The sequence below is a fragment of the Cytobacillus oceanisediminis 2691 genome, assembly GCF_000294775.2.
GTDB classification, from domain to species: Bacteria; Bacillota; Bacilli; order Bacillales; family Cytobacillaceae; genus Cytobacillus; species Cytobacillus pseudoceanisediminis.
Map to the genome: position 1 here is coordinate 385,902 of NZ_CP015506.1, position 25,550 is coordinate 411,451.

A 25,550-nucleotide genomic window follows, 5' to 3' on the forward strand; every position below is an offset into this window, starting at 1 on the left:
CAGTGCCCAGTGCGGCACTGCTTTGTCTTATTTGCCAGCCAATACGTTAGTAAGCGGCGGTACAATCTGCTTTTTGCGTGACACAACGCCCTTTAATACGGCACTGTTGTTTTCAAGTGTTACATCATAAGCTTTTTCAACTGCTGCAGCTTCTTTGCCAAGAGAAATGGCAACTGAGTCGTTGTTAAGGATGTCAGTTAAAACAAAAACAAAAAGGTCAAGCTCTTTATTATTGATATTTTCAGTAATGGCAGCTTCCAATTCTTCCTGGCGGCTTAATACGTCATTTAGGTCCACGGCATTAACCTGTGCGATTTCTGTTTTATAGCTGCCCATTTGGAATTCCTTAGCATCAAGGGAGATTAGCTCTTTCACGCTCTTCTTGCTTAAATCTGCTCCTGCTTTAAGCATTTCCAGACCATACTCTTCAGCGTTTACTCCCGCGATTTCAGCAAGCTCGCGTGCTGCTGAAACGTCCTGATCTGTGCATGTTGGAGATTTGAACAGCAAAGAATCGGAAATGATGGCCGAAAGCATTAAACCAGCTGTTTCCTTGCTGATTTCTACACCGTTTTCCTTGTACATTTTGTTCAGAATAGTTGCTGTGCAGCCAACAGGCTCTGCGCGGTAGTAAAGCGGATCGCTTGTTTCAAAGTTCGCTATGCGGTGGTGGTCAATAACCTCAAGGATTTTCACATCTCTGATATCATCAGCACTTTGCTGGAACTCATTATGGTCTACAAGGATTACTTCGCTTGCTTCTTTGGAAACTGCCTCAACAAGACGGGGAGCTTCAGCTTTAAAATAATTTAAAGCATATTGTGTTTCCTCATTTACCTGGCCCAGGCGGATTGGCTCAGCATCAACGCCTAATTTGTTTTTTAATTCTGCATAAGCAAGTGCTGAACAGATTGAGTCAGTGTCTGGGTTTTTGTGTCCGAATACAAATACTTTTAACATAAATCCTACTCCTTCTATATGTAATGTTGGTTTTGGCATGCTGTTATTTTACCATATTTCTAATGTAATGGCGGTACAGGGAAAAATCAAATTTTGTTTTTTCAATTGTTAGAGGAAGCTTGGATGTTTTGGAGAAATTAAATAAGAATAGTAAGGGGGAGACATACATGGGGAAAGTAGCCATAATTTCTGATATTCATGGAAATATCACAGCTCTGGAGGCGGTGCTGGACAATATCCGCGAACGCGGAATAGAGATTATTTTCTGCCTAGGTGATTTAATAGGAAAGGGGCCAAACTCCCTTAAAGCCGTTGAACGGATAAAAGAAACCTGTGAAGTGGTCCTCCTTGGAAACTGGGATGATTTCATGCAGAAGCCGCTGGACTTTGAAGAGGGCAGATGGCATCAGAGACAGCTTGGGGAAGAGGCGTTAGCCTATTTGGGAACTCTGCCATTCCATCACGATTTTTATATGAGCGGCAAATATGTCAGGCTCTACCATGCTTCCGCTAAAAGCATTTATCATCGGGTTGTACCGACGCGGGATTCTTATGAAGAAAAGCTGGCTATGTTTGAGAATACAGAAAATATTAATGCCGGAGAGGACGGGCTAATTCCGGATGTTGTCGGCTATGGTGATATTCATGCTGCTTTGATTGAACCGGTCCATCCGCATAGGACGCTTTTCAATACAGGAAGCGTTGGGAATTCCCTGGATATTCCTCAGGCAACCTATGCAATTTTGCATGGGGAATACTTATCGAAAGAGGCTGGGCCTTTCTCAATCGAAATTGTCCGGATTCCTTATGATATTGAAAAGGAAATAAGCATTGCCAAGGATATGGGTATGCCTAATATTGAGGCCTATGCGCTTGAGCTGCGCGAAGCGAAATATAGGGGGGCTCCTAAGAAAGTATAATCAACTGATAAGACAGACTAAAATAACCAGTACGCACATTAATAAAATTATCCGCACTTAAAACAAGGCTATGAGCACATAAAAATTTTTATCCGCAGAAATTAACGATACAGATAATTTGTACACATTTAACTCAAAAAAGCTGACTTCCCAATGAGGAGTCAGCTTTTTCCGTTATTAAAAGATTTTCCTGCCTTTTTTGGACAGTGCATAATAAATGCCGTGCTGCAGGTTTGTGAAGCAGTTAAATTTAGAAAGGTTAAAATTAGTTTCCGTAATCTTTGTGCCAAGTTCTGGTGAAATGCCAACCAGAATGGTTTCGGTGCCAATCAGGTTAGCTGCAGCGGCCAACTTGCTTAAGAATTCGACAGTGTAGGAACTGATGGACTGATTTAACCCGGTTAAGTCCAGGATCAGACAATCTGCCTGGTGCTTCGGAAGGCTGTGGAGAGTTTTATCCACGAGTTCTTCAGAGCGGAATTCATCGTATCTTCCCAATAGAGGGACAACAACGATTCCATCCAGGACTGGAATAACCGGTGAAGAGATTTCTTTAACAAGCTGCTTTAATTCAATCGTCCGGTCCTCCACTAATTTTTCAAGCTCGCTGATTTTTTTTGATTCCTCGCGCCTTGCCAAAGCGTGTATATTTTCCTCAACAGTAACGCTTGAAGGGAAGTAATCCAGCTCTGTATAATCCTGTCCGGCCAACTGGTCAGCTGCTTTTTTATACCAAAGGCTTGTGCCAAACACAGCGGAAAAGATTCCTGCAAAATGTCCCGGCAGGAATGTTCCAGACTCGTTTTTCCCTTGTTCTTTGTTAATCTTATATTCCCAGCTGTCAATTGCTCTGACCCTGGCGGTTTTCGCAGCGGGATCTAAATCAGTGATTATGAATTTTCCCCAGCCGGCAGAAGCATATATTCTGGGTATGATATTAGCCACTTCTTCTATCGGAAGTTTTAAATCCTTGAAGAATTCCCCTACTACCATTCCCTGCCTGAAGCCGGTGGTCTCAAGTACAAGGCTGGATGTTTCTTTTCCAGAGATCTCTTCAATCGTATCGAAGAAGCTTTTCATGGCAGATTTTATCCAAAATAGGACCGCATCATCGCCTTCAAAATTAAACAGACCTTTTTCAAGGTCCCAATTAAAATCAAAACCATCAATTTTTGTTTCAAGCACTAGGCTATTTTCTGTCATACCATTACCCCCTGATATTGATATGTATAGTTAAGTAACTTTTTATTTGTCTAGTAAGTAACCAATGTTATATACCCTTAACTTCAAACCTTAAACCTATTTTAGAATATTATCTGCGTCTATTTATATTCAATTTTTTTGACTTTTCATTTACATAAGCGTACATAATATCTTTCTCATTCAAATTGTTTTGCCGCAGCTGCTCTAAAAGCCAATCTTTAGTCTGTCCCAGCAGCTCGAGATTACGCGCCTGAATCCTCCCATCCACAATAACCGCAATAGGGAGGCCCTCATCCTGAATGGAGATATTTAAATGTTCGACGGTAACAGGCGTATTGGCCACTTTCGGTATGATGCTCACTTCACCGATAGGCTCAAGAATGGCGTAATCCACATCCGCAATTTTTGGATAGCCTTTGCTTCTTAGGATAGACAGCAGCTGAGTCATGGAAAGGTGGGATTTTTCCAGATTGTCTTCCAGGATTTCACCGTTTTTAATCAGCATTGTCGGTTCCCCAAGAAAAAATCGGTTGCCAATTTGGTTTAAAGTCAAATAGGAAAAGAGAATATGAAGGCCTACAAGAATCGCCAATGCTGCTAATGTCGGCCAGTATTCTGTGCTAATAAGAGGCTCAGAGGCAACTGTACCAACAATAATGATGGCGACGAGGTCGTAAGGAGTCATCTGGATAATTGTCGACTTGCCCATCAGTCTCATAATCATGATTGTGATTAAGTAAAGACTTAATATTTTTAAGATCAAAAACATATAGAAGCTCCTTTGACTGCACTTTTATTCAAAGGATTTGCTTAATGAAAGGCTTTCATGTGAGAAAATAATAAAAAAAGCCCGAATGCAGGATCCGGGCTTCGATTAGGCTCGTTTTTTTTGGTCTCTTGGAGGGATGCGGTCATTTTTCAGGCGCTTATCATTGATTTTAGGCTCATTTTTATCAATGAAGTTTTTAATATTCGAACGGTGAAGGAAAATCAAAAATAATAGGAAAATAGAAAAGATAAGTTCATGTTCAGTGCCTTCGGTAAATAAGGAATAGATAAGTAAAGATGCACCCACCGATAAAGAGCCAAAAAATACATACTTCGTTCTGTAAATGACTGCGACAAAACAAATGTAGGCGATCAAAAACATCCATATATTTGCTAAAAGCAATACACCTGCCGTGGTTGCAATGGCTTTTCCTCCGCGGAATCCTGCAAAGATCGGAAAGCAGTGGCCTGCTACTGCAACCATCCCAGCCATTAACGGATCGGTCTCAGCGTTCAGGATGACAGGCAATGCTGCAGCTGCTGCTCCCTTGCCCACATCCACCAGCAGAACCACGATAGCTGCTTTTTTGCCCAGTACCCTTAGTGTATTAGTCGCACCAGGATTATTGCTGCCATGATCACGGATGTCGATCCCAAAGGCATATTTGCCGATCAATAAGGCTGTAGGAATTGATCCTATCAGGTACGCTGCCAAGTAAATAAGAAATGTCATCGTAACCATCCTTTTTCAATCAATATATTCAATAATGGTTTAGAGTTGTCCATTATTTAAAAATATGTTCACTGCCCTCCTCTTTGAAGTCATCGCTTACAGTTTACCATATAATGGTTTTGTTCGAAGCGGGAAATTAATCATTATTTTAATATTAAGCGATGAAAAAATATGGAAATAAAAGCTTTTTGGGGGAGATTTTTATAAAAAATGTATTGAATTATTCAATTCTCTCGATTATGATTGTTTCGGCACTCAAAAAGAAAGAATGTAATCCGAATAGATATAAGGGAAGCTGATATAACCCAGGATTTATTCGATCGGAATACCCAGCAGGATATTCTCATGCTCCTGAACGCTACGCTGTCAGGAACATTGGAAGGAGATGATTTTTCATGGATCATTTTTCATTGGAAGAATGGCGGAAATATGTGAAAAATGTGCTGTCAGAACCAGAACGTGAACTCTATGAAGATCATCTCTATATATGTGATCAATGCCTGGAAGTATACCTCGAAGCAATGGACGAGGAGGAAAATTCCCTGCCGGAAATGCCTGGGGAAGATGAGTTTACCAATCTTATTATGGCTCAAATTACAGGAGGATTTTCGGAAGAAGCGGACAAGGAACACAAAGAACTTCCCAATAAAGAATCCTGGTTTGAGCGCTGGTTTCCCATTGCATTTGCCTGCTTTATGCTGATTGGGGGATTAGTAACAATGTACCGGGATAAAAACCAAATAGATCAGGATTAACTCTTAACGGACAGTTAGGAGTTTTTTTTGTGTGCGAAAAGTTTGAAAATTCATTTAAAAATCCTTACAATAAAAAGACTAATCAGTTTATTTTAAAAGATAAGAATATGCTTGGGGAGTGAGAAATATGGGAAGAAGGCGGGTTCCGCAGGAGATGCAAAAAAAGAGCAAGAGCGTCCATCTTGAGCAATGGATCTGGGACTTGGCAGCGCAGATACAGCCATGCCGTTCAGCAGCTATCAGAGATTTATTTCTCGCTAAAGTGAAAGAAGACCTGGTAATGGCCGGATTGGCGGAGAAAAATACAGAAATCACGAGTGAACATGCCAGCCTTTATATAGAAGAAGTTCTGAAAAGAAGTGACATCAGTCAAAAGTGCTGCTGATGTTTAATGCGCGGGAATAATTTTCTCAGAGACTAAACAAATACAATGGAGGGACAGACTTGTCGCCTATCGTATCAGAGGAATATAAGCGGAAGAAAAAGAAAGAGATCCTGGCGGGTGCATTGGCCTGCTTTGCCAAAAAGGGATTTCAGGCAGCGACCATTGATGACATTGTCGCTTATTCAGGAATCAGCAAGGGAGCTATCTATAATTATTTTAAAAGCAAGGAAGAAATCTATCTGGAGCTTTTGAATGAGCAGACAGAATCAGCTAATGCAAGACTTGCAGAGAACATTTCCAAGTTCTCTTCTGCGGAAGAGAAACTGGAATATCTTTTTGATTTGTATAGGGATATGAGCCCATTCAGCCAGGAACGAAAAGATAGAATTACTGTTCAGCTGGAATTTACGCTGCATTCCTCCAGAGATGAGAACTTGAATCGAATTCTGAACGAGCGAGGAAAGAAGTTCTTTTTGAAATTGATAACAGACATTATGGAGGAAGGGCAGGCTGCCGGGGAATTCCGTCCGGATACAGATCCAAGCCATGTATCGGGATTATTCTGGACTTTTATGGACGGGGCAATGCTTCACAGGGTAATTAATGAAGAGTATCCATATAAAACCATTATTGACTATGTTAAGAGCCTTGTTTTGCAGGACCTGAAACAGGAATAATGCTCAATTGCATCCTGCTTAATGCGATTTCAGTTACATCTCCAAGAAATATAACTTAATTACGATACTTTTTTGCCTAATGAGGGTATAATTCATTTGTGCATCTGACCACTTGTGAAAATAGCGGGAAGTGAATAGAATAGAAACGGATGGCAGTGAATAATTGCTAAGCCGTGGACTATTCGCTATGATGTAAAAAGATGGAATAATATATAAGGATTAAGTTTAGATATTTCAATAATAGGATGATGGCTATGAAAAGAGCAAGAATTATTTATAATCCGACTTCAGGCCGGGAAATTTTTAAAAGACATTTAGCAGAGGTTCTGCAAAAGCTGGAGAGTGCAGGATATGAAACCTCATGCCATGCCACCACAGGTGAAGGAGATGCGATTAAAGCTGCACGGGCAGCTGTTGAACGCCGCTTCGATCTGGTTATTGCAGCAGGCGGCGACGGTACGATTAACGAGGTGGTAAACGGACTCGCTGAACAGGATTACCGTCCTCGCCTCGGCATTATTCCAACGGGCACAACCAATGATTTTGCCCGTGCGCTCCATATTCCAAGAGATGTGGATGCGGCTGCTGAAATCATTGTAAAAGGAGATACCATACCTGTCGATATTGGCCGCATAAATGATAAATATTTTATTAATATTGCTGGTGGCGGAAGGCTGACAGAGCTGACTTACGAGGTGCCAAGCAAGCTGAAAACCATGATTGGCCAGCTTGCCTATTATCTAAAGGGAATTGAAATGCTTCCTTCCATCCGTTCAACCGAAGTAAGCATCGAGTTTGACGGGAAAATCTTTGAAGGTGAAGTTATGCTTTTCCTTGTCGGCCTGACAAATTCAGTCGGCGGTTTTGAAAAGCTGGCGCCGGATTCCTGTATAAATGACGGGCTATTCTCCCTGCTGATATTAAAGAAAACCAATCTTGCTGATTTTATCCGGATCGCGACAATGGCTGTCCGGGGTGAGCATGTAAAAGATCCGAACGTCATCTATACACAGGCAAACCGCATCAAAGTACAGTCCAAAGAAAAAGTCCAGCTCAATCTGGACGGTGAATTTGGCGGCCTGCTTCCTGCTGAATTCGTAAACCTGTACAGGCATTTGGAAGTATTTGTCCCAATTGATCAGATTCGTGAAGAAGACCGCCCGACCGATTGGGAAAGTTCCCGCGAATAATAGGAAGTCCGCCCTCTTACAGGGCGGGCTTTTATTTTGCAAAACACATGAATTTGTGAACGGTGCAATTAGAATAGTATTACTGCGATTAGAAGGGTGATTCTGCAAACAGACAGGGTAAGCTTACAAATAGACTGGAAAATATGCTAATAGAGTGGAGGGTTTTTCAAATAGACATGATAAAGGGTATACAGGTTCAAAATCCGCACCATATCTATTTCGTATTCACCCCTTTTTTGTGATACAATCTGTCTAGTCAAATAGGTCACGGAATTAAGCTGAAAAGGAAGAAAATGATGAGCAGAACATTACCGGTTCAAAAAAATGATTATATAGATGTTATATTTGAGGATTTGACCCATGAAGGGGCAGGAGTTGCAAAGGTGGATGGTTATCCTCTATTTGTTCCGGATGGGCTTCCCGGTGAGAGAGCAAAGGTAAAAGTGATTAAGGTGAATAAGGGATATGGCTTTGGGCGCCTGATCGAGACATATGAAAGAAGCCCATACCGAGTAGAAGCTCCCTGCCCGATTTATAAGGAGTGCGGCGGATGTCAGCTGCAGCACCTGAGCTATGAAGGCCAGCTTCTCGCCAAGGAAAAACAGGTCAGAGATGTTCTGGAAAGAATCGGAAAACTTGAGGGCGTCAAGGTGCATCCGGTTCTCGGCATGAAGGACCCTTGGCGTTACAGAAATAAAGCGCAGGTTCCGATTGGCGAGCAGGAGGGCGGCCTGATCGGCGGATTTTACCAGCAGCGTACCCACCAGATCATCGATATGAAGGAATGTCTCATCCAGCAGGAAAAAAATGATGAGGTTGTACAAAAGGTAAAGGAAATTTGCGGACGCTATGGTGTCCGTGCTTATGATGAAGGCAGGCATAAAGGCGAGCTCCGCCACGTGATGGCGCGCTATGGGCTTGTGACAGGCGAAGTGATGATTGTCCTTGTCACAAGGACGAACGAGCTCCCGCATAAGCAAAGGATTGTGGATGAGATTGCATCAAGCATTGAAGGTGTTAAATCCATCGTCCATAATGTGAATCCCAGGAAGACGAATGTGATCATGGGAGATGTCACACGAGTCCTCTGGGGTGAAGAAGTGATCTATGATTTTATTGGCGATATCAAATTTGCGATTTCCGCCCGCTCCTTTTATCAGGTGAACCCGGAGCAAACGAAAGTTTTATATGATAAAGCACTGGAATATGCGAATTTGAGCGGAGAAGAACAGGTTATCGATGCGTACTGCGGAATTGGCACCATTTCTCTTTTTCTGGCACAGAAAGCAAAAGAAGTGTTCGGCGTTGAAATCGTGCCGGAAGCCATTGAGGATGCGAAGCGGAATGCTGATTTAAACGGCATGACAAATGCTTCATTTGCAGTCGGGAAAGCAGAAGAAGTAATCCCTGACTGGTATAAAAAGGGGAACACCGCAGATGTGCTTGTCGTTGACCCGCCGCGAAAAGGCTGTGATGAAGCTCTGCTGAAAACCATTTTAAGCATGAAGCCAAAGAAAGTCGTCTATGTATCCTGCAACCCGGGAACGCTGGCAAGGGATCTTCGTATTCTGGAGGATGGCGGATACAGGACAATCGAAGTGCAGCCGGTGGACATGTTCCCTCAGACTATGCATTGTGAAGCAGTCGCTGGATTAGAATGGAAAGAGGGCAGCTGACCTATTGGGAAGCTGCTTTTTTAGGTTCTCTCAAGAATTCCCCTGCTTTTTTTCTTATAATTCTGTAAAATATAGTTTATAGAGTTATTAAATGGGGTGAGCTAATTGGTCAATGATTTCCCGATACTTGGCAATGATGGTGAGTCGATTTATTCCAATCCTGATGAATTACTCGATTTGTTCCTGAACTGCACTGCAGATGGGGTTGCCATCATTGATATGGAGAACCGTTTTATAAGGGTAAATCATATGTATACGGTGATTTTTGGCTATACCGAAGCGCAAGTTATTGGCAGAAAGTTTACCGAGTTTCAGAACCCTGAAGAAGTGAAGGAGATTATAAAACTGGTCAAGCTTGGGAAAGTATACAGCAATGTGATCACACAGCGCTATCATCAGGATGGTTCGGTTCTGGATATATCGGTTTCGTATTCTCCCTTCAGAAATTCCAAGGGCAAAATCATCGCCGTTTTGGCTATCTTCCGGGATATGACAGAGTTTAAAAGCATGGAGAGGGAATTAAGAAAAACCAGGGAACTGTACGATTTGATTACGATGAATACGACAGATATGATCAAAGTATTCACAAAGGATCAAACGTTGATCTATGCATCCCCATCTCATGGAAAAGTTTTGGGTTATTCGCCGGTGCAGCTTGTTGGGAAGACCTGCGGCACTGTCATAAACTCTGAGGAAGAGAGAGAAAAGTTTAGCAAGGTATGTCAAAAGCTGCTGGAAACGGGTGAGCCTCAGCTGCTTGAAACAAAGATGGATACCATTAATGGCGAAATCGTTTTCGTTGAGGCAAGCATTTCTCCTATATTAAACGATAAAGGAGAGATTGAATTATTTGTGGCAGTAGGCAGAAACATAACAGACAGAGTTAATAATGATGCGGCTTTGCGTAATTTGGACCGCCTTTCCATTATCGGACAGCTTGCAGCAGGGGTTGCACACGAGATCAGAAATCCGCTGACCTCTTTAAAAGGTTTCTCAAAACTGCTCCAATCCAGCGTTAATCAGGAAAAACAGGATGATTATTTATCCATTATTATGGAAGAGCTTGATCGGATTGATATCATTGTCAATGAGTTCATGTCCCTGGCAAAACCCCAGGCAATTGAGTTTGAGAAAGGGAGCTTAATGTCCATTCTTGAAAGTACGATTAATGTACTTCATCCGCAGGCACTGCTTCACAATGTTCAAATCCATCTCAATCATTTTGAGAATGATATCATGCTATTATGCTCACCTCCCCAGCTGAAGCAAGTGTTTGTCAACTTTTTAAAAAATGCGATTGAAGCTATGCCAAATGGCGGAAATGTATATATTAGTGCTGAAAGAATAGAGAGCAGACGTGTAAGGATTGCTTTTGAAGATGAAGGAGCAGGCATTGATGGTGAAATGCTGAAGTATCTTGGGACCCCTTTTTATACGACAAAAGATAAAGGAATCGGTTTGGGGCTCACAGTCAGCAATAAGATTATTCAGGAGCATCAAGGTTTGATGGCCATTGAAAGTGTTATAGGCAAAGGCACTACGGTGATGGTGGAATTGGATTGTATATAGTGTGTACAGCTCATCTCTTTAGGGGTGGGTTTTTTATTTTCAAAAATAAAATACTGCCTTGCAGCACATGCAAGGCAGTATTTTTAATCTAAAGCATCTTTTAGAACTTCACCCTCCAAGAAGTCCGGAGCTGGTATGTCCAGCAGCTTATAGACAGTTGGGGCAATATCCAGTGTGGTAATCGAGCTAATCCGGTGTTCCTTTTTAAAAGAAGGGCCGTGTGCAAAGAAAACGGCCCTGAGTTCTTTCCGATCAGGATTGCCTCCGTGGCTGCCGAGTTCAATGGCCGGCATATGGGGGCTTGTTAGGCTGCTGCCCATCATATAGCCCCTTGAGCCAAGCAGCAAAATGTCTCCCTGGTTAGGATGCTTATTCTCTTTTTTATTTCCATAGGCAATTTGATAAGGTTTTTCTTCCTTTCTAAAAAGGTAATGGAAAAATTGCTTCGCTGCTTGATTAAAATGGCTGACCTGCCCTTGCACAATGGAATCACCTGCTTCACCTAAATACCCCTTAAGGACTTTCGTCTGGAATTTCGGCTTGATTTTATACTCGCTAAAGAGTTTCTCTACTTGGTCTGCTGCCTTTTCCTTCTCTTTCTTAGTGAGGTTCTCATTCAGATAAATTTGTGCAGCTGACCCGCTGGCCACAGCCATTGCTTTGGAGTACTCCTCATCCACTTTGCCTTTATTATCTGTCTTTAAGAGGCCGGCTTCTTTCAAAAGAGTGTTTGGGGCAAGGATGGTGTGAACTGGCTCCATGCCGTGGTCGGATACAACAAGAAGGTGGTCTTCTCCGCTAAGGCTATCCATCGTCTGTCCAACGACATTATCGGAAAGCTTGTATGCCCATTCAATGTATTTTTTATGTTTTTGAGAATTTTCCTCTGAATACCCAGGCTGCCGTGGATCTGTCAGCAGAAAGTGATGTGATTCATGATCTATTTGAGGTGTATAAAACATCAGCAAATCCGGCTGGTATTCTTCTTTAATATAAAGAGACACATCAGTTGCCCAGCTGACAAAACGTGAACTGATTTCTTCGTACTCTTCTCTAGTAATCCACTTTTTTTCAAAGGCCTTTGTATCATCCTGAACGGGAAAAAAGCCGAATTTTGAAAGCAGCTCCTCTTCAAATCCGTCGGGACCTTCAATGAGGGCTGACGTAACGGCCGTCCGGTAAATGCTTGCTTTCTCAAGGCCAGGGTCAATTTTCAGCTTAAACCAGAATCCTGCAGATTCGCCATCAGCTTCGACAGGAATTGACCCCCATTCGTTGGCATTGACAATGACATCTTTGGGGTCTGCCGAACGATTTTCCGAAAAAATGAAGCGGTTATAGTTGGTCTTTCCATCATCTGAAGTGTCTAAAGCCAGTATATAAATTTCTTTATTCTTTGCTTTTTTTAATGGCAGCTTCAATATAGCTTCCTTTAAAGGGCTAAAGCTGCTTTCTTTGTGCTTCCAGCTCTCTGCTTTTTTGAACTGAAGCTTATCCAGGGAACTCTCTGCCCAGGTTTCGCCATAATAAACTGCGTAATCAGCCTGTGTTCCTGCACTGGGGTTTGATCCGGGAAACAGCACTGTGGCAGTTGTTTTGCCATTTTTTTTTGCCTCTGCCCAAAGCGGGCTTTTATCGAGCGGCTGATGGAAGGCGCTTTCTCCATTTGCCAATTCTTTTTGGGGATCCTGCCACTTATTGCTGACCATGCCGGTTTCCGACGGGGCAGCTCCTGATGCAATTGCCGCATGTGATGGGGCGGTCAGCGATGGGGTTACGGTTTTGGAGTCCTTGGCGGCTACTCCATTCTTCATGAGTGCTTTAATGTGGGGAAGCTTGCCTTTCTTTACATACTCTTTTGTCAGGTCATTTCTCATTCCATCAAATGAAATCAGCACAACCTTGTTTTCCTGTTCAACCCGATCCTCTGCATATCCAGAGGAAGGAAATACAATCGCTCCTATAAAAAAAATAATTATATAAAAATAGTACTTATTCATTATGTTTCCTCCAAGGTGTAAGTAAATTGGTACAAGAGCATATTCCCTGTATTTCTTATAAATAAACAAAAAATCGTCTTTCTGCTGCTAGGGGCACTTAATTGAATGGCAGGAAGAAGGAAGATATGCAGATGCCAAATATACTGACTCCCCCATATTAGCTGATTCAATAGAATCAATAATATTTTTCCAGTCCCAAAAAGGTAGACTGGGAGTTTCCGAATCGATATTTTTAGAGTAGTCTGCAAAATTCGACAGAAATAAATTAAGGATATGGAGGAAAGTATATGGCAATTATAAAAAGTTCATATGGAAAAAGAGCTTTATTAAAAGGGACTGCTGCTGCAGCTATTTTTGCAGGAGGAATCATGTCACCAATAATTCCAGGCTTTTCAAACGAGGCAGTGGCAGAAGCGGCTTCCTATACTTACACAGTGGATGCAACCAGTCTGAATGTCCGTTCAGGCCCCGGAACAAATTACGATCGGATCGGCAGTCTGCCCCAAGGCAGCAGTATACAAGCAATCGAACGCCTTGCCAGCGGCTGGTATAAAATTAACTATAATGGAAAAACAGGCTATGTCAGCGGCCAATACGTCAAAACAAATGAAAAACTTTACCGGGTGGATGCAACATCATTAAATGTCCGAAAAGGTCCGGGATTAAATTACAGCAGTGTCGGCCTTTTAAAAAACGGAACATTATTAAGTGTCATACATAAGGAAAGCAACGGCTGGTATAAAATTTCCTACAACGGCAGCACGGGGTATGTAAGCGGTGATTATGTGACAGCTGGTGATCCCCGTCAGGCAAGGATCAATGTACCGCTCATTGCCCAGCGGCCGGAGCTGCCAAGCGGATGTGAAGTAACTTCTCTTGCCATGGCATTGAAATTTTATGGAGTGAATGTAAGCAAAACAACACTTGCAAAAGAAATGCCATATGACTCAACCAAGCTGGTTAGAAATGCGGATGGTTCTATTAAAACCTGGGGGGATCCTGATGTCGGGTTTGTCGGAACACCTTTTGGCAACGGCCATACGATAAACCCGGGACCGCTGAAAAAGCTGCTTGATCAGTATCGTCCAGGCGGTGTAAATCTGACCGGAAAAGATTTTTCAGAAATAGAAAAGGCTGTTTCAGAGGGTAATCCTGTTTTGGCATGGTTTACAATCAGCCATGAAATGCCGAATAATAGAAGCTGGAAAACGCCTGCCGGCAAAACGATCAGTGCACCGACACCATTGCACTGCATTGTCGTAACCGGTGTGGATGCAGATTATGTTTACTTTAATGACAGTGAAGCAGTTCAGAAAGATGTGAAAATGCCTAAGGAGAAGTTCATTAAGATCTACGATGCCATGGGCAAGCGTGCATTGGCTGTAAAATAGCTAGAAAGCATCTGCGGGAAATTTCCGCAGGTGCTTTTTTTGCAGGGAAATATACGTCTCAGGTCTTAGCAAGGATTACTTTTGTGGTCTATGGCTGGCAATCGTGTTATTTTGTATCGTATAACTTGAGAAGTTTTTTAAAAGTGTTTTAATAGATTTAAGGATGTACGCCTTTTTTTGCTTTATAGCTCGCACCTGCCCCCTTGAGGGGTCCGGTGGTGGGAACCAAGTCAAAGCCTCCTTGGATGTTCTTCGCAGGAACAAGCGGAGTTGACTTGTTCCGAAGGTGCTCGCGATTTTCTTGCTGAAATATGTCTGTGGATGAAACTTTAGGTTTATAAATAACGTATAAATAAGTAGGACTATGAGTAGGAGTCGATAAATATGAATTCCTTTTTAGCATTTGCTTTTCGTTTGCTGACGGCTGTTCCTTTGTCTGTCAGCGTTTGGCTGGCTAGTTACTTTGCATTCGGGCAAACTTTCATTTTGTCAGGGATATATGGAGCCGGAGCCGGGCTTCTTACTTATTGGGCAGGGGGATTGATTCAGCGCCGCCGCTTTTTGAAAAAGCATGGATTGACGAAAAGGGAATACCAATACATTAAGCGAAATCTTGATGAGGCGCGCCGCAAGATAACCCGTTTGCATAAAGCGATGTTCTCGATTCGGCATTTCCCGACGCTGAAGCAGCGCATGGAGTTCATGAGGGTGACGAGAAGGATTTACAGACTGACCAGGAGTGAGCCGAAACGTTTTTACCAGGCCGAGAAGTTTTACTTTTCTCACCTGGATTCCGCAGTGGAGCTGGCGGAAAAGTATGTCTTTCTGTCTTCCCAGCCGAGAAAATCCCGTGAACTGGATCAGTCCCTCCAGGAGACCAGACGTACACTCGATGCACTTACCCATCATGTGGAGGAAGATCTTCACAGGGTTATAGCTGAAGATATTGATCAGCTTCATCTTGAAATTGATGTTGCCAAGAATTCGATTGAGAAGATAAAAGATTCAAGAATTCATGATGAAAGCAGGAGATTAAAATGACTGAAGATAAACCGTCCCTGTTAAAAAACACTAATTTATTGGATGATCTGATGGCAGATCCTTTTGGGGAAAAGCAGGATGCAGCTCCCTCGCCATTGCAATCGGAAAAGCGGACAAGGCTGATCGATGTGATTCCGGAAGAAAACCGGGAAAAAGCCTATCAGCTTGCAAAGCAAATCGATCCTGCCAATCACCAGGCGATGATCTCATACGGAACACCGGCTCAATCAAAGCTGCTGACGTTTTCTCATACAATGCTTGAGCATGTTCAGAAAAAAGATGTTGGTGAAGTGGGAACAATCATCAATGATCTGATGAAGAAATTCAATGATGTGAATCCGGATGAGCTGAAGCCGGAGAAATCAACCTTTTTTGCGCGTATGTTTGGAAAGATATCCGGCTCTGTTCAGGAGGTCTTATCCAAATACCAAAAAACAGGTGCTCAGATTGACCGCATCAGCGTCAAACTGGAAAGAAGCAAGAATGCACTTCTTTCCGACATTGTCATGTTAGATAAGCTATACGAAAATAATAAAGAGTATTTTCATGCTTTAAATGTATATATTGCAGCAGGTGAACTGAAGCTTGAAGAGCTTCATGAAAAGACGATTCCCGAGCTGAAGAAGAAGGCAGAAGAGTCGAATGACCAGATGAAGTTCCAGGAAGTGAACGATATGATGCAGTTTGCCGACCGCCTGGATAAGCGCCTTTATGACTTGAAGCTTAGCCGTGAAATAACGATTCAAAGCGCACCGCAGATCCGCCTTATACAGAATACCAATCAGGCATTGGTTGAAAAAATTCAGTCATCCATCATGACGGCTATCCCGCTTTGGAAAAACCAGGTGGCCATCGCCTTGACACTGCTTCGCCAGCGCCATGCTGTCGAAGCCCAGAAGAAGGTCTCGAAAACAACTAATGATCTTCTTTTGAAAAATGCCGAAATGCTGAAAATGAATACAATTGAAACAGCACGTGAGAATGAGCGGGGCCTTGTCGACATTGAAACGTTAAAGAAAACACAGGAGAACCTGATTTCCACTCTTGAAGAAACCCTTAGAATCCAGGAGGAGGGCCGCCATAAACGCCGGCAGGCAGAACACGACCTGGCCAATATGGAAAATGATTTGAGGCAGAAGCTGCTGGAGATTAAGGGGAATTAGCAGGGTTAAAAAAGAGCGATGTTCAATCAAACGTTTGATTGAACATCGCTCTTTACTGTTTAAACTGTTAATCCAGCCTCAGGGGCAGATGTATTTTTTCTTACTGGCAGCTTGATGACAGCTTCTGTTCCTTTCCCTTTTTTACTATTGAAATAAATGGAACCATTATGGGATTGGACAATTTTGAAACTGACTGTAAGTCCGAGGCCAGTTCCTTTCTCCTTGGATGAATAGAAAGGTTCACCAATCCTGTTAAGGCGTTCTTCCGACATGCCGCAGCCATTATCCTTAACCAGGATAGTCAGCTGCCGGTCTTCCGCCTGCAGCGTAACCGTTACTTTACCGCCATCACTTGATGCTTCAATGGCATTTTTTATTATATTAATAAATAGCTGCTTTAGCTGATTTGGTTCACATTCAATCATATACACATCCGATTTTAATAGAAATTCGATCTGGACATTGTGCATGCTGGCTTCTGTTTTTAAAAGCGAAATGACATTAAAAAGGATTTTCTGAACATCCGCTTTTGTAAAACAAATATCCTGAGGCTTGGCAAGGAGCAGCAGCTCGCCGACAATATGGTTGATCCGGTCCAGCTCCTCCTGCATGATCTGATAATAGAATTGATGCTTTTCATCTTCCAGCTGCATGAGCTGCACGAAGCCTTTTAAAGATGTCAGCGGATTTCTGATTTCATGCGCCACACTGGCAGACAGCTCTCCAACCACAGAAAGCTTTTCGGTGCGGCGCAGTCTTTCTTCAGCTTGCCGCAGCTTTGTCACATCTTTTCCATAGCCGATGATTCCGGCAATTTGACCGTTCACAATGAGCGGAAGTGCGGTGCATTGGATAGTGAGCTTGCTGCCATTTTTATGATTGAACTCAAATTCGCAGGTTTTGGGCTGTTTATCCTTAAGGATGCCTTTAAAGCCTTTAATGGCCTTCATTTTATAAGGAGCTGGTATGATTTCATTAATGCTCTTACCCAATGTCTCATCAGGACTGTATCCTGTCACCGCTTTGAATTGGGGATTTACTTTCGTGATGGTGCCATGAAGGTCTGTCATAAAGACAATTTCAGTATTATATTCAAACAAGGATTTATATTGCTGCTGGCTTTCGGCAAGAAGCTTTTCCACATGCTTTCTTTCTGTAATATCTCTGCCGATTATGACGAGACCCTGACGGCTTCCATCTGCATGGAAGAGCGGTACCTTAATCGTATCAAACGTTTTTTCTGTTCCGTCCTGCAATGGGATGACTTCTTCCAGACGGGTAATTTTGCCGTTTTTCCAGGCTTCCTCATCTGATGTTTCACAGTAGCGCAGTGCGTCTGCATAAAAATCTGTGTACTCGGCCAGTTCAGAATCCCTTTTGCCTTTATAATCGACATTTTCAAGATTGAACAATTTGAGTCCAAATTCATTGGACTCGATCCAGCGGCCATGGCCGTCTTTGAAATTGACAAAATCCACCATGGAGTTAATTAAAGTGGAAAGACGTTTTTCATCTTCCCTTGAGGCAATAAGCTCATCTCTTTTGCCAATAAAATAATAGAGCAGCCAGCCTGTAACGATAATGTACAGAAACTCTTTTGCTCTAAAAAGGAAGCTGACAAGAGAAGAGGGCTCCAGCATATGCAAAAGGTAGTTCGTTCCGAATACCCAAATAAGGCTGATGATCACATATAAGCCCAATAACCATTTTTTATTCATTAGCTTATATTTCTCCTGTTCTCTATCTGGCTGAAAAAAGAGCTGGAATTCAGTCAAATAGTATTTTTTCGCTGTATAATAAAAGAATATAAGTTGCATATACAAATTATTTACAGTTTCTATTCTATATGATTTTAGTAGAGTCTTCTAGTGCCTAGAAAATAGTAAAACCATATTATAAGGGAATTAGAAAGGGAAGAACAAGCATGTATCTTACCATTAAAGAAACCGCAGAATATTTATCTTACCCTGAGTCATATGTAGAAAGCTTGATTCAGCAAAAGAAAATACGCGCCATTTATGATGGAGAACAGTATTTAATATATAAGGAACAATTTAGTGCCCATATAAAGCAGGTTGAAAAATACAGGGAGCTGGTGGAAGAAATACTAAATGAGCCGATACCGGAGGATCGGGATATCAAAGATGAAGATTAAATTGGATAATTTTCCTGAAATCACATTATTTTACAATTATTATTAAATTAGATAACATATAAGTAAATAATGTGTTGAAGGAGGAAGTATGGATGTTTGATATCTTAATTGTAGGTGCAGGCCCTGCTGGTGCAAGTGCTGCGCTATTTGCTGCAAAAGCGGGCAAGAAGGTAGTGGTTGTGGACAATGATAAAAGCATGACTAAACGTGCCTGGGTAGAAAATCATTATGGCCTTATGGAAATTACTGGACCGGAACTGATTGAAACAGGCAAAAAGCAAGCAGCTAAGTTTGGGGCAGAGATCGCAGAAGGAACTGTTGATAACATTGAAAAAGCTGAAGGAAGTTTTACAATAACAGCAGGAGAAAAATCGTACTCAGCGAAGCATGTGATTTTAGCAGCTGGCGTATCTACTGATTTAGCAGAAAAAGCCGGTTTGAAGACTAAAGCAGGCACCGAGCCGCGCATTAAAACGGTTCTGGATGTAGATGCTGACGGCAAGACGAATGTCGATGGCATTTGGGCAGCCGGAACCGTTGCAGGAGTTAGCGTCCATACAATCATTACAGCTGGAGACGGTGCAAAAGTTGCAATTAACGTAATCAGTGAATTGAACGGCGAGCGCTATGTGGACCACGATATAATGAAATAAAGAAGGAAAGAAGGCGTACCTGGGGTGGGGCAGCCTTCTTTTTTTTGTCTATTTTTCCTATTAGATATTTACTAATATTGACAATATACCCAAAATATAGATGATTGTACCTACTGTACTCTAGTATCTTGTACCCTTATAAGAGTTTTCGAAACATTATAAAATTTAATGAGCGGAATCTATTATTCTATTGGAGGTACTAGATGAGAAAACCAATTTTAAAAGTGGCATTAGCTTCGACTCTTATCTTTGGAGCTATTGGGACACAGGCAGTTTTTGCACATCCGTCAGACGTTAAACAGACTCAGCCTGTAAATGTATTCGACAAGAAGGTAGTCAATCAAATTAATGCAGAGAATATCTATAATAATATTGATTATCTTTCACAAACCCCGCGTGTAGCCGGTACGGAATCGGAGTATAACGCTGTTCAGTATATTAAAAGCCAATTCGAATCCTATGGCTATGAAACAGAGATTCAGCCATTCACTTTTTATGGATATACTCCTCCGAGCAGTATGGAAGTGACTATTGATGGCTATGGAGGAGAACTGCAGCCAAGATCCTTTACCTATTCAGTCAATGGGGATGTGAGCGGGGAGCTGGCATTTGCTGGGCTAGGCACACAGGAAGAACTGGAAGGCGTTGATCTCACAGGCAAAATTGCTCTTATCCAGCGCGGTTCCATTTCTTTTGCCGAGAAAGTTTTAAATGCAGCAGAAAAAGGGGCTGCCGGAGTAGTTATTTTTAATAATGCAGAGGGTCCATTAAGCGGTACGCTTGGAGCTCATAATGAAGAATATGTTCCGGCGTTAGCCCTGTCAAAAGCAGAAGGTGAGGCAATTCTTGCATTGCTGGAGAGCGGTGAAACTTTATCAGCATCCCTATCCATTGAAGGTGCGGATGAAGGAGAAAAGGTTTCCCACAACGTGATTGCCACAAAGAAACCAACCAACAATAAGAAAGCAAACGATGACATTATTGTGGTTGGGTCACACCATGATTCTGTAGCAGGGGCTCCTGGAGCGAATGATGATGCTTCCGGAACAGCGATGACATTAGAGCTGGCACGCGTATTCAAGGATATTCCGACAGATACGGAGATCCGCTTTGCAACATTCGGTGCAGAAGAGCTGGGATTGATTGGATCTTATCATTATGTTGACAGTCTTTCTGACGACGAAATCAGCAGAACCATTGCAAACTTTAATCTTGATATGGTGGGAAGCAAGGATGCAGGCGATTTAGTAATGATGACTTTGGATGGAGAAGAAAATCTTGTAACAGAACTTTCTCAAGCATCCAGTGAAAGGCTGAACGGTGAGCCGACCCCAGTATACCAGGGAGGCAGAAGTGACCATGTGCCTTTTGCCGAAGCAGGCATTGCAGCCGCGTTATTCATTCACAGCCCAACTGAACCATGGTACCACTCTCCAGAAGACACAATTGATAAAATCAGCAAAGAAAAGCTTCAGGATGTAGCGGAGGTTGTAGGTGCTGCCATTTATGATAAGGCGCGTTTTGATAACATGGGCCCTAAACCGAAAAAGCAGCATAAAATGAAAGCAGCACCTGAAATGGTTCACGAGTTAGATGTAAAATAAGCAGAAGAGCAGCCGTTCCTTTGATGGGAGGCTGCTCTTGCTATTATACAGCTGCTTTGCGCTTTTCACGGTTGTTCATCCACCGAAAAACCCTGGTATGCCAACAGTCCAGATGGGTGTTTTTCATGCCATCACTTTCATATTTAAAGCCTTAAAAAGTCATCTTCCCATTTGAAATATGATAAAATGATACAAATTATGAACTTGGATTTTCTGGAAAGAAGGATCGATGTGAAAAACATAAAAACATACATTCTCCTCATTTCCATCATGGCTTTATGGGGATTGAATGTGAGCATTATAAAAATTCTTGTCAGTTATTTTCCTCCGGTTTCGATTACTTCTTTGCGAATACTAACTGCGGGTATAACCGTATTTTTGATATTAAGCATAATGGGGAAAGTAAGAAAGCCGAGCCGGAAGGAAATCTCGTACATTGTATTTGGCGGCCTTTTAAGTGTTGTCAGCCACCATCTTTTTCTGGCTATAGGCTTAACGGGAACAAGTGCGGTGAATGGGGGGCTTATTCTAGGTGCAGGTCCGCTCTTAACAGCCATACTGTCTTCCATTCTGCTGCGCAATAAGCCTACAGGCATCCAGGTTCTGGGTTTTCTGCTTGGGGGTGCAGGCGTGACCTTTATTGTCCTTTCAGGAAATAAAGGGATATCGAGCTTAACTCCAGGAGATTTCTTTGTGTTCCTGTCCATTCTTTCACAGGCTCTTAGCTTCATTGTAATCAGCAAGGCTTCGAAAACGCTTGATCCGCGATTGCTGACAGGCTATATGCTGATTTTTGGAGGGGTGATCCTTTTTGTAATGGCCAGCATAATGGAACCCGGCGGACTTAAGGGTATAACCGAAGCCCCAGCCTATGTTTGGGCTGCATTTGCCGCATCTGCCGTATTGGCAACAGCTATCGGCCATATGGTTTATAACACAGCCATCCGTAATATTGGGCCTGCAGAAGCCAGTATATTTTTGAACCTGAATACCTTTTTCTCATTGGCAGGCTCAGCGTTCATTCTTGGTGAAGTAATTACTATAAACCATATGCTCGGGCTGGTTCTTATTGTGGGAGGTGTCATTTCAGGATCCGGAGCATTGGAGGAATTAGTATTCAGGAAGCGGAGAAAAGAAAATAGCCAGTATATGTAAAGTGGTCTCTTGACATAGGGATCACTTTTTTTTGCAAAAAGTGGAATAGGAGAAAAGGTGTATTCGAAGTCTGGTAAGGGGAATAGAGAGGATATAGAGAGAGGAGGAGCATTGATGTATTTATCAATAACAGTAAAAATGGCTGTTGGGCTAGTTGCCTTGTTAGCTGTTACCCGAATTCTTGGAAAGAAGGAGCTTTCACAGGTAACTCCGTTTGATTTTGTTTATGCGGTTGTTCTTGGAGGGATTATTGAGGAAACCATTTATGATGAAAAAATAACAACGCTGCAGGTGATCTATTCGGCTTTATTGTGGGGAGCATTTATTTACATTATTGAAATTCTGGCAAAAAAGAAAAATATATTCAGGGCGATTTTAAAGGGAAGGGAGTCGGTCCTTGTCAAGGATGGCAAGCTGAATGTGAAGGAGATGGAGAAAAACCATCTTGAAATGGAACAGCTGAGAACAATGCTGCGCCAAAAAGGAATATTCAGCATGAATGAAGTTAAATACGCTTACCTTGAGACCAATGGCGGCTTAAGTGTAATGAAATACCAAAAACAAGAGCCTGTCACTCCTGAATTGATGAAACTTGAGGTGAAGGAAAAGAAACCTTCAACTTTACTGATTGATGAAGGAGAAGTAGTGGAAGACGGCATTAAATTACTGGGGAAAGATGGGGATTGGCTGAGGGAGTCTATTAAAACGGAAGGCTACCATAATATCAAAGATATTTTCTGTGCAGAGTGGTCGGAAGAAGAAGGGTTTTATATCGTATCTTATAAAAAATGAGCCTTGCGAATGCTGCAAGGCTCTCTTTATTAATATCCCTTTTTATAATCTACTTGATTAATGCCGGGATTACCGCTGATTATGTACTCCTTTAAATTAGGAATGAATATATCTTCAATCACACGCTTGGTATAGTATTCCGTCGATCCGGCAGTATGCGGGGTAATGATCACATTATCCTGTTCCCATAGCGGGCTGTCTTCAGAAAGCGGTTCTTTTTCAAATACATCCAGCCCTGCACCGGCAATCTGTCCGTTCTGCAGTGCGGCAATCAAATCTGTTTCTTTTACAATTTCACCCCGGCCGATATTGATGAAGAAAGCAGTGTCCTTCATGCGGGTAAACTGTTCGGCTCCGAATAGCTGCCGTGTTTCCTGTGTAAGCGGAAGTGTGACGACAACATAGTCACATCGAGGCAGCACATCGTTCAACTGGCTGGAAGTATACATTTCATCTATATACTCTTCAGGTTTTCCGGAGTGTCGAACCCCAATAACCTTCATACCGAATGCTTTGGCAATCCTGGCAGTTTCCTTCCCGATGGCTCCGGTGCCAATCATGCCGATGGTTTTATTGTGAATTTCAAGCTTCATTCCAGAATGGTGCCATACCTTAGCTTGCTGATTTTTTACATATGTATGGATTTTGCGGGTGAGCCCAAGCATTAATGCGAAAATCGTTTCTGAAATGGGGTTAGCATGTACGCCATTTGCGCTGGTAATCTGGATGCCCTGTGATTCCATTTCTGCCAGGGGCAGAGAATCGACCCCGGCACTCCAGGACTGGAACCAGCGAAGATTGCTGTTTCCCTCAAGGACCATCTCTTTTAGTTCCTTTTTCCAGCCGGCGATCACTTCGGCTTCTTTCAGCTCATTGTGCCAGTTTGCTGAATCTTTTCCGGATATGAGCTCCCAATCGGGGATGATTTCTTTAATTTTATCAATCTGTGAGGGTTCCAGATCATGTGTGACGATACAGGTTCTATTTGACATGTGTGTTCCTCCAAATTTTATTTTTTGAAAAGTCGGTAAATATATCATAGTCTATAAAACTATAAATGTGAACTTTTCGAATAAAATAGCTATCATAAGATAAATAAGTTTGTTGAGGTTGAGCGGTACGAAAGGAAAAAGCCCCCGGGCGATGGACCCGGGGGCTTAATTATCTATTAAGAGGGCTGAAACCCTATTAATTTTGCTTTCTTATCAACGCCGAGTGTCTGTTTATCCGGGAAGGTAATGACAGAACTGATATAATCCCAGCGGATCAGAAAATGGGTGACGCAATCTTCTTCCTTCTGCTGTTCTTCTGGGATGTCGGTACCGTCTTCCTCTTTGACCATAGTGCGTTTGAAGCAAGGATTCTCAACCCATATTCCCATGCTTTCTGTTTTGATCAGTTTAACAAGGTACCATTCATCGGGCTGATAAATGCCTGTGATGGAGCCGACGAGATCATTTGGGAAGTTCTTGAATTTTATTTGAATTTTTTGTCCTGTAAAGTTTTCAAGATGCATATATGAACCTCCTGAACTATTAAAATTCGTTTTATTATACTCTTCCTTTTTTTGATTGTTTTAAACATCAAAAAAGCAAGATCCACCCGATTTGGTGAACCTCGCTTTTTTATTGTTTACCAGAAAATTAAAAAATCGCAACGTGTAAATAAGTTTGAGGATAAGTTTATTCACGGCTGGCTCACAGCGCCTGCCCCCTCGAGGTGTCAGGGGTGAGCGAGGCGCTTACACTTTTGTTTTTAGCCTTCCCCGTCTACATATTTTCCGTGATCAGGAACGGCAATTTCATCAAAATTATTTACGAGCTTGGTGAGGCTTTCCCTTAATACAGCAGCAGCCATTGGAATGCCATGACCGGTGATGGCGACATCTGGCTGAAGGGCTTCAAGTTTCTGTACGGAAGTCCGGGCAGAATCCCAATCAGTTGTGAGGTAGCGGGGCGGGCCGCTGATTTCCTGTTCCTGGGTGAGCACACTATATAAGGACTCCTGCTTCACTGTTACGAAAGCGTCACCTGCAATCAGCACGCGATCCGACTCCCTGAATAAGGAAACATGGCCGGGAGTATGACCTGGTGTGTGAATCCATATCCATCCTTCCATATGGGGAACATTTCCGTCTTCAGGGAAAGGCTGAATATGGGTATCGAGATCAATGCCTTCATGCGGAAAAGTGGGGGACATCTTTGCGACAAGTCCGCCTTCAACACTCGCGTCAGGTTTTGGGTAATCCTGCTGTCCTATTAAGAATGGCATTTCGAGTGTATGAGCGTATACAGGAACCTGCCAGTGCTCAACTAAATCAATAATTGCACCAACATGGTCAAAGTGGCCATGTGTAAGAATAATGGCTTTCGGTCTTGCGTTCTCTCCAAAGAGTTCTTCCGCCGCATCCATAATTTTTTCTGCAGATTTTGGCATGCCTGCGTCAACCAGAACCCAGTCGCCGGGCTTTTCTGATATTCGCACAAAACAAACATTCACAATCTGAACTGTCAGGCAGTAGACTCCATCCGCTTCATTAACAATCATTCCGCTCGTGGAGGAAGTCATGGGCATATAGCGTTCAGTAGATGAACTTTCCTTCAAGGATATTACCTCCTTAGTAATTTTAGAAATAACAGGGCATTTATCTTTTTGAGTATACCCGCATGTGAACTTTGTATGCGGCATATTCAGGAGGAGTAGGGAATAAATGCAAAAAAGCTCTGCCTGAAATTCGGCAGAGCTTGGGTACATTATATA

Annotated in this window: 24 protein-coding genes; 15 read left to right on the forward strand and 9 right to left on the reverse strand. The window is 42.5% G+C overall.

Annotated features, from left to right (window positions below; translation table 11 throughout):
• Positions 1 to 27: 27 nt before the first annotated feature.
• Positions 28 to 960, reverse strand: a complete 933-nt coding sequence (locus A361_RS02020) for a manganese-dependent inorganic pyrophosphatase (RefSeq protein ID WP_019380114.1) — start codon at positions 958 to 960, stop codon at positions 28 to 30.
• A 167-nt stretch (positions 961 to 1,127) separates the two neighbouring features.
• Between A361_RS02020 and A361_RS02025 the strand changes: the two genes are divergently transcribed.
• Positions 1,128 to 1,880: a metallophosphoesterase family protein gene (locus A361_RS02025; protein ID WP_019380113.1), complete on the forward strand. Its 753-nt coding sequence runs from the start codon at positions 1,128 to 1,130 to the stop codon at positions 1,878 to 1,880.
• A 177-nt stretch (positions 1,881 to 2,057) separates the two neighbouring features.
• On the opposite strand, the gene A361_RS02030 is transcribed toward A361_RS02025, so the two are convergent.
• The 3 genes from A361_RS02030 to plsY all read right to left on the reverse strand — a co-directional run bounded on the left by A361_RS02030 (position 2,058) and on the right by plsY (position 4,584).
• Positions 2,058 to 3,083: an STAS domain-containing protein gene (locus A361_RS02030; protein WP_009335952.1), complete on the reverse strand. Its 1,026-nt coding sequence runs from the start codon at positions 3,081 to 3,083 to the stop codon at positions 2,058 to 2,060.
• 109 nt (positions 3,084 to 3,192) lie between these two features.
• On the reverse strand, positions 3,193 to 3,852 hold the full coding sequence (locus A361_RS02035) for a DUF421 domain-containing protein (RefSeq protein ID WP_019380112.1): 660 nt from the start codon (positions 3,850 to 3,852) through the stop codon (positions 3,193 to 3,195).
• Between the two features lie 105 nt (positions 3,853 to 3,957).
• Positions 3,958 to 4,584, reverse strand: a complete 627-nt coding sequence (plsY, locus tag A361_RS02040) for a glycerol-3-phosphate 1-O-acyltransferase PlsY (RefSeq protein WP_009335950.1) — start codon at positions 4,582 to 4,584, stop codon at positions 3,958 to 3,960.
• Between the two features lie 395 nt (positions 4,585 to 4,979).
• On the opposite strand from plsY, the gene A361_RS02045 reads away from it, so the two are divergent.
• The 6 genes from A361_RS02045 to A361_RS02070 all read left to right on the forward strand — a co-directional run bounded on the left by A361_RS02045 (position 4,980) and on the right by A361_RS02070 (position 10,836).
• A complete protein-coding gene (locus tag A361_RS02045) occupies positions 4,980 to 5,339 on the forward strand; it encodes a hypothetical protein (RefSeq protein ID WP_009335949.1) in 360 nt (119 codons plus the stop codon).
• Positions 5,340 to 5,466: 127 nt separating this feature from the next.
• Complete coding sequence (locus A361_RS02050; protein WP_019380110.1) at positions 5,467 to 5,724, forward strand: hypothetical protein; 258 nt, start codon at positions 5,467 to 5,469, stop codon at positions 5,722 to 5,724.
• A gap of 59 nt (positions 5,725 to 5,783) precedes the next feature.
• A complete protein-coding gene (locus tag A361_RS02055; protein ID WP_009335947.1) occupies positions 5,784 to 6,401 on the forward strand; it encodes a TetR/AcrR family transcriptional regulator in 618 nt (205 codons plus the stop codon).
• Positions 6,402 to 6,655: 254 nt separating this feature from the next.
• The gene (locus A361_RS02060; RefSeq protein ID WP_009335946.1) at positions 6,656 to 7,591 is read left to right on the forward strand and encodes a diacylglycerol kinase; all 936 of its coding nucleotides are present in this window, start codon (positions 6,656 to 6,658) and stop codon (positions 7,589 to 7,591) included.
• Positions 7,592 to 7,887: 296 nt separating this feature from the next.
• Positions 7,888 to 9,267 carry a 23S rRNA (uracil(1939)-C(5))-methyltransferase RlmD gene (gene rlmD / locus A361_RS02065; protein WP_019380109.1) on the forward strand — a complete coding sequence of 460 codons (1,380 nt, stop codon included), beginning with the start codon at positions 7,888 to 7,890 and terminating at the stop codon, positions 9,265 to 9,267.
• A gap of 105 nt (positions 9,268 to 9,372) precedes the next feature.
• Positions 9,373 to 10,836 carry a PAS domain-containing sensor histidine kinase gene (locus A361_RS02070; protein WP_009335944.1) on the forward strand — a complete coding sequence of 488 codons (1,464 nt, stop codon included), beginning with the start codon at positions 9,373 to 9,375 and terminating at the stop codon, positions 10,834 to 10,836.
• An 83-nt stretch (positions 10,837 to 10,919) separates the two neighbouring features.
• On the opposite strand, the gene A361_RS02075 is transcribed toward A361_RS02070, so the two are convergent.
• Positions 10,920 to 12,836 carry an alkaline phosphatase family protein gene (locus A361_RS02075; protein WP_019380108.1) on the reverse strand — a complete coding sequence of 639 codons (1,917 nt, stop codon included), beginning with the start codon at positions 12,834 to 12,836 and terminating at the stop codon, positions 10,920 to 10,922.
• A 287-nt stretch (positions 12,837 to 13,123) separates the two neighbouring features.
• On the opposite strand from A361_RS02075, the gene A361_RS02080 reads away from it, so the two are divergent.
• The 3 genes from A361_RS02080 to A361_RS02090 all read left to right on the forward strand — a co-directional run bounded on the left by A361_RS02080 (position 13,124) and on the right by A361_RS02090 (position 16,431).
• Positions 13,124 to 14,227: an SH3 domain-containing protein gene (locus A361_RS02080; RefSeq protein WP_019380107.1), complete on the forward strand. Its 1,104-nt coding sequence runs from the start codon at positions 13,124 to 13,126 to the stop codon at positions 14,225 to 14,227.
• A 384-nt stretch (positions 14,228 to 14,611) separates the two neighbouring features.
• Positions 14,612 to 15,268, forward strand: coding sequence for a 5-bromo-4-chloroindolyl phosphate hydrolysis family protein (locus A361_RS02085; protein WP_009335941.1), 657 nt, complete (start codon positions 14,612 to 14,614; stop codon positions 15,266 to 15,268).
• Positions 15,265 to 16,431, forward strand: coding sequence for a toxic anion resistance protein (locus A361_RS02090; protein ID WP_019380106.1), 1,167 nt, complete (start codon positions 15,265 to 15,267; stop codon positions 16,429 to 16,431). Before A361_RS02085 ends, A361_RS02090 begins: the two co-directional genes overlap by 4 nt.
• Before the next feature lie 59 nt (positions 16,432 to 16,490).
• On the opposite strand, the gene A361_RS02095 is transcribed toward A361_RS02090, so the two are convergent.
• Positions 16,491 to 18,149, reverse strand: a complete 1,659-nt coding sequence (locus A361_RS02095) for a PAS domain-containing sensor histidine kinase (protein ID WP_009335939.1) — start codon at positions 18,147 to 18,149, stop codon at positions 16,491 to 16,493.
• A 206-nt stretch (positions 18,150 to 18,355) separates the two neighbouring features.
• On the opposite strand from A361_RS02095, the gene A361_RS02100 reads away from it, so the two are divergent.
• From A361_RS02100 to A361_RS02120, 5 genes are all read left to right on the forward strand, one after another.
• Complete coding sequence (locus A361_RS02100) at positions 18,356 to 18,586, forward strand: excisionase family DNA-binding protein (protein WP_009335938.1); 231 nt, start codon at positions 18,356 to 18,358, stop codon at positions 18,584 to 18,586.
• A 92-nt stretch (positions 18,587 to 18,678) separates the two neighbouring features.
• Positions 18,679 to 19,239 carry an FAD-dependent oxidoreductase gene (locus A361_RS02105; RefSeq protein WP_009335937.1) on the forward strand — a complete coding sequence of 187 codons (561 nt, stop codon included), beginning with the start codon at positions 18,679 to 18,681 and terminating at the stop codon, positions 19,237 to 19,239.
• A 203-nt stretch (positions 19,240 to 19,442) separates the two neighbouring features.
• Positions 19,443 to 20,843 (forward strand): M28 family peptidase, encoded by a 1,401-nt coding sequence (locus tag A361_RS02110; RefSeq protein WP_019380105.1) that lies wholly within the window; start codon positions 19,443 to 19,445, stop codon positions 20,841 to 20,843.
• A gap of 186 nt (positions 20,844 to 21,029) precedes the next feature.
• Positions 21,030 to 21,998 carry a DMT family transporter gene (locus tag A361_RS02115; RefSeq protein WP_009335935.1) on the forward strand — a complete coding sequence of 323 codons (969 nt, stop codon included), beginning with the start codon at positions 21,030 to 21,032 and terminating at the stop codon, positions 21,996 to 21,998.
• Between the two features lie 114 nt (positions 21,999 to 22,112).
• Complete coding sequence (locus A361_RS02120; RefSeq protein WP_009335934.1) at positions 22,113 to 22,790, forward strand: DUF421 domain-containing protein; 678 nt, start codon at positions 22,113 to 22,115, stop codon at positions 22,788 to 22,790.
• Between the two features lie 29 nt (positions 22,791 to 22,819).
• Here A361_RS02120 and A361_RS02125 read toward each other — a convergent pair whose 3' ends face one another.
• The 3 genes from A361_RS02125 to A361_RS02135 all read right to left on the reverse strand — a co-directional run bounded on the left by A361_RS02125 (position 22,820) and on the right by A361_RS02135 (position 25,364).
• On the reverse strand, positions 22,820 to 23,782 hold the full coding sequence (locus A361_RS02125; protein ID WP_019380102.1) for a D-2-hydroxyacid dehydrogenase: 963 nt from the start codon (positions 23,780 to 23,782) through the stop codon (positions 22,820 to 22,822).
• A gap of 176 nt (positions 23,783 to 23,958) precedes the next feature.
• A complete protein-coding gene (locus A361_RS02130) occupies positions 23,959 to 24,306 on the reverse strand; it encodes a hypothetical protein (protein WP_009335932.1) in 348 nt (115 codons plus the stop codon).
• Positions 24,307 to 24,545: 239 nt separating this feature from the next.
• Positions 24,546 to 25,364: an MBL fold metallo-hydrolase gene (locus A361_RS02135; RefSeq protein WP_236888043.1), complete on the reverse strand. Its 819-nt coding sequence runs from the start codon at positions 25,362 to 25,364 to the stop codon at positions 24,546 to 24,548.
• Between the last annotated feature and the right edge of the window lie 186 nt (positions 25,365 to 25,550).

Coding starts and splice junctions, on each gene's coding strand:
- A361_RS02020 (WP_019380114.1), bottom strand. CDS start 960: ATGTTAAAAGTATTTGTATTCGGACACAAAAACCCAGACACTGACTCA.
- A361_RS02025 (WP_019380113.1), top strand. CDS start 1,128: ATGGGGAAAGTAGCCATAATTTCTGATATTCATGGAAATATCACAGCT.
- A361_RS02030 (WP_009335952.1), bottom strand. CDS start 3,083: ATGACAGAAAATAGCCTAGTGCTTGAAACAAAAATTGATGGTTTTGAT.
- A361_RS02035 (WP_019380112.1), bottom strand. CDS start 3,852: ATGTTTTTGATCTTAAAAATATTAAGTCTTTACTTAATCACAATCATG.
- plsY (WP_009335950.1), bottom strand. CDS start 4,584: ATGACATTTCTTATTTACTTGGCAGCGTACCTGATAGGATCAATTCCT.
- A361_RS02045 (WP_009335949.1), top strand. CDS start 4,980: ATGGATCATTTTTCATTGGAAGAATGGCGGAAATATGTGAAAAATGTG.
- A361_RS02050 (WP_019380110.1), top strand. CDS start 5,467: ATGGGAAGAAGGCGGGTTCCGCAGGAGATGCAAAAAAAGAGCAAGAGC.
- A361_RS02060 (WP_009335946.1), top strand. CDS start 6,656: ATGAAAAGAGCAAGAATTATTTATAATCCGACTTCAGGCCGGGAAATT.
- rlmD (WP_019380109.1), top strand. CDS start 7,888: ATGAGCAGAACATTACCGGTTCAAAAAAATGATTATATAGATGTTATA.
- A361_RS02075 (WP_019380108.1), bottom strand. CDS start 12,836: ATGAATAAGTACTATTTTTATATAATTATTTTTTTTATAGGAGCGATT.
- A361_RS02080 (WP_019380107.1), top strand. CDS start 13,124: ATGGCAATTATAAAAAGTTCATATGGAAAAAGAGCTTTATTAAAAGGG.
- A361_RS02085 (WP_009335941.1), top strand. CDS start 14,612: ATGAATTCCTTTTTAGCATTTGCTTTTCGTTTGCTGACGGCTGTTCCT.
- A361_RS02090 (WP_019380106.1), top strand. CDS start 15,265: ATGACTGAAGATAAACCGTCCCTGTTAAAAAACACTAATTTATTGGAT.
- A361_RS02095 (WP_009335939.1), bottom strand. CDS start 18,149: ATGAATAAAAAATGGTTATTGGGCTTATATGTGATCATCAGCCTTATT.
- A361_RS02100 (WP_009335938.1), top strand. CDS start 18,356: ATGTATCTTACCATTAAAGAAACCGCAGAATATTTATCTTACCCTGAG.
- A361_RS02105 (WP_009335937.1), top strand. CDS start 18,679: ATGTTTGATATCTTAATTGTAGGTGCAGGCCCTGCTGGTGCAAGTGCT.
- A361_RS02110 (WP_019380105.1), top strand. CDS start 19,443: ATGAGAAAACCAATTTTAAAAGTGGCATTAGCTTCGACTCTTATCTTT.
- A361_RS02115 (WP_009335935.1), top strand. CDS start 21,030: ATGATACAAATTATGAACTTGGATTTTCTGGAAAGAAGGATCGATGTG.
- A361_RS02120 (WP_009335934.1), top strand. CDS start 22,113: ATGTATTTATCAATAACAGTAAAAATGGCTGTTGGGCTAGTTGCCTTG.
- A361_RS02125 (WP_019380102.1), bottom strand. CDS start 23,782: ATGTCAAATAGAACCTGTATCGTCACACATGATCTGGAACCCTCACAG.
- A361_RS02130 (WP_009335932.1), bottom strand. CDS start 24,306: ATGCATCTTGAAAACTTTACAGGACAAAAAATTCAAATAAAATTCAAG.
- A361_RS02135 (WP_236888043.1), bottom strand. CDS start 25,364: ATGCCCATGACTTCCTCCACGAGCGGAATGATTGTTAATGAAGCGGAT.